The organism is Longimicrobium sp., assembly GCF_048594345.1.
GTDB lineage: Bacteria > Gemmatimonadota > Gemmatimonadetes > Longimicrobiales > Longimicrobiaceae > Longimicrobium.
Genome location: NZ_JBMDXM010000275.1, coordinates 1 through 5,848, shown reverse-complemented (window position 1 = coordinate 5,848; position 5,848 = coordinate 1). Strand labels below are relative to the sequence as shown.

The following is a 5,848-nucleotide window of genomic DNA, read 5'->3' as shown; positions in this document are numbered from 1 at the left end:
GGGCTGGGCCTTGCGCGACCCAACAGAGATCCTTCGGTCGCGCGCAAGCTTTTGTGATCGTGAAAGTTAGGGGTGTGCGCTCCCTCAGGATGACAGTGGGGGCTCCGGTGGGGGCAGGTGAGGTTTGGCAACACCCTCTGGCGCCGATCGAAGGATCTCCGTATGCCTGACTGAGCGACGTGAACGGCTCCCGGGGGCTGGGCCTTGCGCGACCCGACAGAGATCCTTCGGTCGCGCAAGCTTTTGTGATCGTGAAAGTTAGGGGTGTGCGCTCCCTCAGGATGACAGTGGGGGCTCCGGCGGAGCAAGTGAGGTTTGGCAACACCCTCTGGCGCCGACCGAAGGACCTCCTTATGCCGAACTGATGGACGTGAACGGCTCCCGGGGGCTGGGCCTTGCGCGACCCGACAGAGATCCTTCGGTCGCGCGCAAGCTTTTGTGATCGTGAAAGTTAGGGGTGTGCGCTCCCTCAGGATGACAGTGGGGCTCCGGCGGAGCAGGTGAGGTTTGGCAACACCCTCTGGCGCCGACCGAAGGATCTCCTTAATGCCTGACTGGGGGACGTGAACGGCTCCGAGGGCTGGGCCTTGCGCGACCCGACAGAGATTCTTCGGTCGCAGGCAAGTATTTGTGGTCATGAAAGTTAGGGACGTGCGCTCCCTCAGGATGACAGTGAGGGCTCCGGTGGGAGCAGGTTCGTAGCGGCGCCCCCCGCAGCAAACCATCCTCGTCGCTCGGCGGCATCCCCAGGGATTCGGTTTTTATTCAGTAGCTCACCTGAAACGTCCTCTGTAGCTTCACCTCACAAAACGTCCTTCCAGGACCGCTCCCGCATCCGCACGGCCGATCATGTCCGCCGTGCTCCGCCTCCCTGCCATCGCCCAGCATGTCCATCGAACTGCTGCTTTCCGTCACCATCGGGCTCCTGCTCGTCTGCGTGGTGCTGCTCACCCTGCTGCTGCGCCGCGGCACCGGCCGCGAAGACGCAAAGCTGCTCGCCGCCCGCCTGGACGACGTCAACAAGGGCCAGGACCGCGCCGCGCTTGGCTTTCGCGACGAGCTGGCCCGGTCGCGCGAAGCGGCGGCCACCGACGCCGGCCGCCTGCGCGGGGAGGTGGGAACCACGCTCAAGGGCTTCAACGATTCCGTCGTGCTGACGCTGAGCGAGATCTCCGCCGCGCAAAAGCTGCAGATGGACGGGTTCTCCACCCAGATCGGGCAGCTCACCACCACGAACGGCGAGCAGATGGAGAAGCTGCGCCTGTCGGTGGAGGGGCGGCTGGACCAGATCCGCGCCGACAACACCGCCAAGCTGGAGCAGATGCGGCAGACGGTGGACGAAAAGCTCCAGGGCGTGCTGGAGCAGCGGCTGGGCGACAGCTTTCGCAGCGTAAGCGAACGGCTGGAGCAGGTGCACCGCGGGCTGGGTGAGATGCAGACGCTGGCCAGCGGCGTGGGCGACCTCAAGAAGGTGCTCTCCAACGTCAAGGTGCGTGGCAACTGGGGCGAGATGCAGCTGGGCAACCTGCTGGAGCAGGTACTGACGCCCGACCAGTACGAGAAGAACGTTGCCACCAACGAGTTCAACGGAACCCGCGTCGAGTTCGCCATCAAGCTCCCCGGCCATGACCTGGGCCCGGTCTGGCTGCCCATCGACGCCAAGTTCCCGCTGGAAGACTACCAGCGGCTGGTGGATGCGCAGGAAGCGGGCGACCTGGCGGGGATGGAGGCGGCGTCCCGGCAGCTGGAGCAGCGCATCCGGCAGTGCGCGAGGGACATCTGCACCAAGTACATCTGCCCACCCGCCACCACCGACTTCGCGGTGATGTTTCTCCCCACCGAGGGCCTGTACGCGGAGGTGGTGCGCCGCGCCGGCCTGCTGGACGCCATCCAGCGCGAGTGCAGGGTGGTCGTCGCGGGGCCCACCACCCTGTGGGCGATCCTGAACAGCCTGCAGATGGGCTTTCGCACGCTCGCCATCCAGCAGCGCTCCAGCGAGGTGTGGGAGGTACTGGGCGCCGTAAAGACCGAGTTCGGCAAGTTTGGCGATGTGCTGGTCAAGGTAAAGAAGAAGCTGCAGGCCGCGAGCAACGAGATGGATCGTGCCGAGGTCCGCACGCGGCAGATCGCCAGAAAGCTGCGGACGGTGGAGGAACTGCCGGATACCCAGGCGCAGCGGCTGCTGCCGGTGGGAGACCTGTTCGTCAGCGAGGTCGTCGCCGAAAGCCCGGAAGAAGCGGAAGCCGCGGATTGATCGAAACGACGACGGCTGATACCGAATTTCGCTGATCGTTGTGAACCGGACCCGCATCATGGAAAAGACTTGTCTCACACGGGGTCAACGGGGTAAAGGTTTTGGATCTTTACCGTTGACCCCGTTGACCCCGTGTGAGATATCGGTTCTGGAGGTGCAGCTGGTGTTCACCCGGATTTGCCACGAAACGGCCCCGGCGCACGTGCGCCGGGGCCGCTTTGCATCGACCTCCCCTTCCCGACTGTTACGATCGATCACCGCGGCGCTGCGTTCATTGCGATCCGACGCGCCGGGATGCTATTTCTTTACCACCTGTCGATCCATCCGCCAGACCGACATACGAGAATCACGATGATCCGCCTATCCCGCTTCCATCCGGCCGCCCTGCTCGCGGCCGCGCTGCTCGCCGCGCCGGCGGCCGCACAGCAGACCGCATCCGCTCCGGCGCCGGCGCGCGTGGAGGTGCTGGAGCGCGGCGCGGTAGACCCCGCCCTGTCGCCGGACGGCCAGCGGGTGGCGGTCAGCATTTTGGGCACCGTGTGGATTGTCCCCGTCACGGGCGGCGACGCGGTGCAGGTGACCACCGGCGGCGCCTGGGACGCGCACCCGGCGTGGTCGCCGGACGGCCAGTTTCTCGCCTTTGCGCGCAACACGCGCAACGGCAGCGTGCTGATGGAGCACAACCTTGCCACGGGCGCCAGCCGCTCCGTGCTGGAGGTGGAGGGCTCGCTGGGCCACATCGCCTACCACCCGCGCGGCCGCGAGCTGTTCTACGTGCTGATGCGCGGCCAGTACGACGCGCACCTGTGGCGCGCCCCCCGCGGCGGCAGTGCCGGTGGCGAGCCGAAGCAGCTGACGCACACGGAAAACTGGCACGAGTGGTCGTTCGCGCTTTCTCCGACGGCGGACACGGTGTTCCTGGAGAGCGGGCGCTACGGCGGCGCGGACCTGTACCTGCTGGCGCTGGACTCCCTGCGCGCCACGCGGCTCACGCAGACGCCCGCGCGCGGCGAGTTTTCCGTGGCGTGGAGCGGCGACGGGCGCACGCGGATGTGGGTGGCGGGGCAGAACGGAGTGGACACGGTGATGGCGCAGACGGACGGCGCCACGCCGCGCGCCGTGTACGCCAGCCCGTACGGGCAGAAGCAGCTCGCCATCGACTCCGCGGGCCGCGTCGCCGTGCTGGCGGACGGGCGCCGGCTGCACCGCATCGACCTGCGCGCCGGGACCGTGGCGCCCCTCCCCTTTCGCGCCGCGCTGCCGCTCCCCGGCCGCGCGCCCGGCGACCTGGCCATCGTCCACGCGCGGGTGTGGACCGGCGTGGACGAGCGGGTGATGGAAGATGCCACGGTGGAGGTGCGCGGCGGGCGCATCGTCCGGGTACACAACGGCGCGCCGGCGGCCGGGCTCCCCGTGCTGGACGCGGCGGGAAAGACGTTGATGCCGGGGCTGGTGGACAACCACGCGCACTACTGGTTCCCCTTTCAGGGCGAGCGGCTGCTGGAGCGCGGCATCACCACCGTGCGCGATCCCGGCGCGCCCATCAGCACCAGCATGAGCTTCAAGGACGCCAACCGCCTGGGCGTGGTGGCGGGGCCCACCCTCTACACCGCCGGCCCGCTGATCGACGCGCCCGGCGGCTACCACCCCATGGTGGACGTAGCGATCGAGGACCCGGCGGCGGCGCCCGCGCTGGTGCGGGCGCTCAAGGAGCAGGGCGTGGACCTGCTGAAGCTCTACTTTCTGCTGGATCCTGACGTCGCGCGCGCCATCCTGGCCGAGGCGGACCGGCAGGGGCTCCCCGTGACGGGGCACATCGGCGTGCGCACCAGCCTGCGCGAGGCGGTGGAGGCGGGGATCGAGGGCTTCAGCCACATCCGCGTCTGGCGCGACGTGCTGCCGCTGGAGATGCAGCCGCAGGGGGAAAACGAGACGCTGGACCGCGAAAAGGCCCCGATCGCGCGGATGCAGGCCGACTGGTCGCGCATCGATCCGGATGGGCCCGAGCTGGGCGGGCTGCTGCGGCTGATGGCGGCGCGCGGCGTAGCGCTTGATCCCACGCTCGTCGTTCACCGCGTAGGCGACCGCGACCGCGCGCGCTTCAGCCTGCAGGACTTCGCCACCGCGTCTGAGGGGTACCGCGGAATGGCGCGCTTTGTCCGCCGCGCGCACGAAAGCGGGGTGATGCTGCTGGCCGGCACCGACGGCGGCAGCCTGAACGAAGAGATGGAGGCGTACGTAGAGGCCGGCGTCCCCGTGATCGACGTGCTGCGCGCCGCCACGGTGAACGGCGCCCGGTGGCTGGGCCGCGAAGACGAGTTCGGCACCATCCAGCCCGGCCGCCGCGCCGACCTGCTGCTGGTGGACGGAAACCCGCTCCGGAACATCCGCGACGCCCGCAACGTCAGCGCGGTCATCAAGGAAGGCCGCGTGGTGATCCGCAGGTAACGGCGAGCCGCATCCAGCCCCGCCGCGTTGCTGCGGGATGAGCGCGGAGGGGCGGAGGGACGAGAAAGGATGCGGACCCTGGCTTCATCCGCGGCCATCATCCTCTCCGCGGTGCGCGGGAAGTGACCGGGCCCCGAACCCTTTGTCCCGTGCGCGGCGGCAACCAGTCATGAGGGGACCGCGTCGGCCGGCGGAGGGGGAGGTCTGCGTGGGCGCCGATTTTGCCCGTTCGCCGAGGCAGACCCATCCCGCTTCCGAGAAACCGATGCTCTCACGCGCTCTGTTCCTGACGGTCCTGCTGTACGTTCTCGCCGCGTGCGGCGGCGATGGCGAGCCACGAACGGCCGCGCCGGGCTCCCCGTCCGCCGACACGTCCGCGGTCGTTGCCGGCGACTCCGCCGCGGCGGCGCCACCCCCGGCCACCGGCCCGGGCTTTCCGGCGTTCGCCGCGGATTCGGCGCAGGTGAGCGATTCCGCGGCGGGGAAAGATTCCACGGCCGCCACGCGCAGCGTCTACACCTCGCTGGCCGAAGCGGAGTGCCGCCTGGTGGAGCGGGACGCGGAAACGGGCGCGACCACGCTCCGCTGTCCCGGGACCGCCGGATACGCGCTGCTGATGCACGACTTCGACGCGCGGATGACGGTGGACCTGATCGCGCCGGGCGGGCGCACGCTCCCGCTGCGGTACTCGGGCGTCATCACCAGCGCCTTTTCCAGCCTGGGCCCCCGCGCCGAGTGGCGGATGCGGAACGGGGCGCCGGTTGCGCTCATCGTTCGCGTGAACGCCTTCGAGGATCCGTCGGTTCCGGACCGGGCCACGTCGTACCTGGCCGTCGCCAAAATCACCGGCGGCCAGGCCTGCGTCACCGACCGCATCACGCCGACGACGCCCCACGCAAACGAGGCGGCGCGGCAGGCGGCGGACCGCTCCGCGTCGCGGCCCTGCCTGCGGAGCCTGGCCGAGCAGCGCTGACCGGCGCCGGAGTCGTAGCGGACGCAGCCCGGGCTCGCCGCTGTCGCAGCGCCAATCGGGAGAACACGCCGCCCTCCGTGCACGTCCACGGTGGGCGGCGCGTTCATCCACCGGGATCCGTTCCGTGCCGTCAGCCGTCTTCGGGTAGCACGTCGTGGCCCGCGTTGCCGGCG

At 69.3% G+C, this 5,848-nt stretch carries 3 protein-coding genes; all 3 read left to right on the top strand.

All coding sequences use genetic code 11. The features are described from left to right. Nucleotides 1-886: 886 nt before the first annotated feature. The 3 genes from ACOJUJ_RS28625 to ACOJUJ_RS28615 all read left to right on the top strand — a co-directional run bounded on the left by ACOJUJ_RS28625 (nt 887) and on the right by ACOJUJ_RS28615 (nt 5,675). On the top strand, nt 887-2,254 hold the full coding sequence (locus ACOJUJ_RS28625; RefSeq protein ID WP_420130345.1) for a DNA recombination protein RmuC: 1,368 nt from the start codon (nt 887-889) through the stop codon (nt 2,252-2,254). A gap of 351 nt (nt 2,255-2,605) precedes the next feature. Further along, entirely contained in the window at nt 2,606-4,702 is a 2,097-nt protein-coding gene (locus tag ACOJUJ_RS28620) for an amidohydrolase family protein (protein ID WP_420130344.1), read from the top strand. A 265-nt stretch (nt 4,703-4,967) separates the two neighbouring features. After that, on the top strand, nt 4,968-5,675 hold the full coding sequence (locus ACOJUJ_RS28615; RefSeq protein WP_420130343.1) for a hypothetical protein: 708 nt from the start codon (nt 4,968-4,970) through the stop codon (nt 5,673-5,675). Nucleotides 5,676-5,848: the final 173 nt, after the last annotated feature.

Coding starts and splice junctions, on each gene's coding strand:
- ACOJUJ_RS28620 (WP_420130344.1), top strand. CDS start 2,606: ATGATCCGCCTATCCCGCTTCCATCCGGCCGCCCTGCTCGCGGCCGCG.
- ACOJUJ_RS28615 (WP_420130343.1), top strand. CDS start 4,968: ATGCTCTCACGCGCTCTGTTCCTGACGGTCCTGCTGTACGTTCTCGCC.
- ACOJUJ_RS28625 (WP_420130345.1), top strand. CDS start 887: ATGTCCATCGAACTGCTGCTTTCCGTCACCATCGGGCTCCTGCTCGTC.